The sequence below is a fragment of the Rhodospirillales bacterium genome (assembly GCA_018666775.1).
In the GTDB taxonomy this organism is placed as follows: Bacteria; Pseudomonadota; Alphaproteobacteria; order SMXQ01; family SMXQ01; genus JABIXC01.
Window position 1 is genome coordinate 1 of record JABIXC010000001.1, and the last position, 2,774, is coordinate 2,774.

Genomic DNA, 2,774 nt, shown 5'->3' on the forward strand with positions numbered 1-2,774 from the left:
CAAGCCATGAAGAAACTCATCCCATTTCTCACACTCATTTTTGCTTTCAACCTTGTGGCCGCTCCAAAGGGCCAGCTCACTTATGAAACGCCCGAGGCGGCGGCGAAAGATCCGGACTTTATCATCCAAGGCGAATACGCGGGTGAAGGAACCGATGGATCGGGCACCAACCACCAGCTCGGAATACAAATCGTAGCCCTTGGTGAAGGCACCTTTAATGCCACAGCCTTTCAAGGAGGGCTACCCGGCGCAGGTTGGGACGGCAAAACCAAGTGGATCTACACGGGAAAACGCACAGGCAAGGCCAAGGTAACTTTTGCCAATGATCAGTCGCCCATTGCGCTGCATTACAATGATGGCAAGGTGATTGCTACCAAGGGGGACCAGCAGGTCGGCACCTTCGCCAGAATGATCCGCAAATCGGATACCATTGGTGCCAAAGCACCCAAGGGGGCCAAGGTTCTCTTTGCTGGTAAAGACAATGGCTCGTTGGATAAATTACAGGTCACCAAGGATGGACTGATGAAGGAAGGCGCCATTACCAAGGATAAATTCCAAAGCTTCAAACTGCATGTGGAATTCCGTCTCCCTTTCAAGCCCACTGCCCGCGGCCAAGCCCGCGGCAATAGCGGCCTCTACCTCCAACGCCGTTATGAGCTGCAGGTGCTCGATTCCTTCGGCATCGAGATGACGCCCGCCAAGAATGATTGTGGCTGCCTCTACAAGCAGAAGTATCCGGACGTAAACGCCTGTTTCCCACCGCTCACCTGGCAGACCTACGATGTGGATTTTACCGCCGCAAAATTTGATAAGGATGGCAAACGCACTGCCCCGGCCCGCATCACCGCCAAGCTTAACGGCATCCTGATCCACGATGATTATGCGCTCAAAAATAAGACGGGGGCCGGCCAAAAGGAAGGGGCCACGCCCGGACCTATCTGGTTCCAAAACCACAGCAACCCCGTGCGCTACCGCAACGTGTGGATTCAAGAAAAATAAAATAAACATGATTCGCTTTCTCGCACTGGCATTTGCGGCATTTACCCTTTCTGCTGCGCCCCTGAAGATCACCATTGGCACTCTGCCGGGATTACAATATGACAAGCCGCGCTTTGAAGCCCAACCCGGGCAGGAGGTGCTGCTTTCCTTTAAGAATTCTGATGAGATGGCGCATAACCTCGCCATCATTGCCCCGGGCAAACGGCTGGAAATTGTGCAGGCTGCCATCACGTTGCCGCCCGATTCCAACTACATCCCCAAGAACAATGCCGTGCTGTGGCATACGCCCGTACTCAAGCCTGATGAAAGTGCCGAGTTAAAATTCGTAGCACCCAAGGAAAAAGGGATCTACCCCTACGTATGCACCTTCCCCGGCCACGGCCTGATCATGTACGGGGCAATGTATGTGGGGATCAAAATGCCCAAGCTTGCCCAGGACCAAAACGTTTCACCGATGGCCCGCGCTCAGAGCGCCAATAAAAACCTGCACGCCTGGCCTCATCGCCGACCGCTCCTGTATCGCATCTTCATGCCTGATGCCTCCCCAGCTGCAATTGCGGTAGCCCTTCCCCACGGTGTCTCCTACTGTTGGGATGCAGGCACCTGCCACCTGCGTTATGCGTGGATCGGAGGCTTTGTAGACCCGATGCCCGTCTGGAAGGCTAATGGCAACGGGCTGGCCAAAATAATCGGCACTAGGTTTTGGACTGGCTCAAAGGATTTCCCATTCCACAAAAAAATTCCATCTGATTTTAAACCTCAGTTTCAAGGCTACCGCAAAATCGATGGCCATCCTGAGTTTCACTACACCATTGGTGGCATTGATATTTACGAACGCATCACCGCCCTGCCCTCGGGTATGGGGTTGACCCGCCATTTTCGAATCCCAGATATCACCTACCCCCTACACATCACGATCGCCTCGAAAAACACAAAAGCCTCAAAGGGGAAAATCAATCAAGGGGTCGCCACTTTGACCAGTGACGAAGCCCAGAGCTTTGCCATCACTCATCACCACGCCCACAGAAAATGAACCGCGCAATTTTCATCCTCACCCTGTTCGCAAACCTTGCCGTCCATGGTGCCGGCATCAATGACTATTACAAGGTCGAGAATATCCCCGCCCCCAAGGGACTGGACGTGCAAATTGGAGGCCTGGCTTTTCTGCCTGATGGTCGATTAGCCGCCTGCTTCCACCGGGGCGAGGTCTATACGTACAACCCAAAGACAAAAATATGGAAACTCTTTGCCGACGGCCTGCGCGAGCCACTGGGGATTATCGCCGAGGATAACCACACGCTGGTCGTGATGCAGCGCCCTGAGCTAACGCGCCTGCGTGACACCGACGGCGATGGCGAGGCTGATCATTACCAGACCATCAGTGATGACTTCGGCATGACCGGCAATTACCATGAGTTCGCCTTCGGCCCCGCACGTGACAAAGATGGCAACTACTACGTGGGGCTCAACCTCGCTTCCAGTGGTGCAAGTATCCGCCCGGAAATCCGTGGTGAATTCCGCCACTACGGCATTTCACGTGAACAGTTTTACAAAAACCATAGGGCAGGGTCTGGCCGAATGTATTCAGCCACACCTTATCGCGGATGGATCATGAAAATTGCGCCCGATGGCAAGACCACCCCTTTCGCTTCGGGCTTTCGCTCCCCCAACGGAGTTAATTTTGATGCGCAAGGACGACTCTGGGCCACTGACAATCAGGGGGATTGGCTGGGCACCAGCAAGCTTTTCCATGTTAAGGAAAACAACTTCCATGG

3 protein-coding genes are annotated in these 2,774 nt (G+C 54.0%); all 3 read left to right on the forward strand.

All coding sequences use genetic code 11. The features are described from left to right. Positions 1–6: 6 nt before the first annotated feature. Entirely contained in the window at positions 7–999 is a 993-nt protein-coding gene (locus tag HOJ08_00005; protein ID MBT5671819.1) for a DUF1080 domain-containing protein, read from the forward strand. 7 nt (positions 1,000–1,006) lie between these two features. Further along, positions 1,007–2,032: a hypothetical protein gene (locus HOJ08_00010; protein MBT5671820.1), complete on the forward strand. Its 1,026-nt coding sequence runs from the start codon at positions 1,007–1,009 to the stop codon at positions 2,030–2,032. Next, positions 2,029–2,774 (forward strand): hypothetical protein (locus HOJ08_00015; GenBank protein MBT5671821.1); only part of this gene is annotated, 746 nt, incomplete at its 3' end. The genes HOJ08_00010 and HOJ08_00015, both read left to right, overlap by 4 nt.

Excerpts from the sequence above, each read along its gene's own strand:
- HOJ08_00005 (MBT5671819.1), top strand. The coding sequence starts at position 7 with ATGAAGAAACTCATCCCATTTCTCACACTCATTTTTGCTTTCAACCTT.
- HOJ08_00010 (MBT5671820.1), top strand. The coding sequence starts at position 1,007 with ATGATTCGCTTTCTCGCACTGGCATTTGCGGCATTTACCCTTTCTGCT.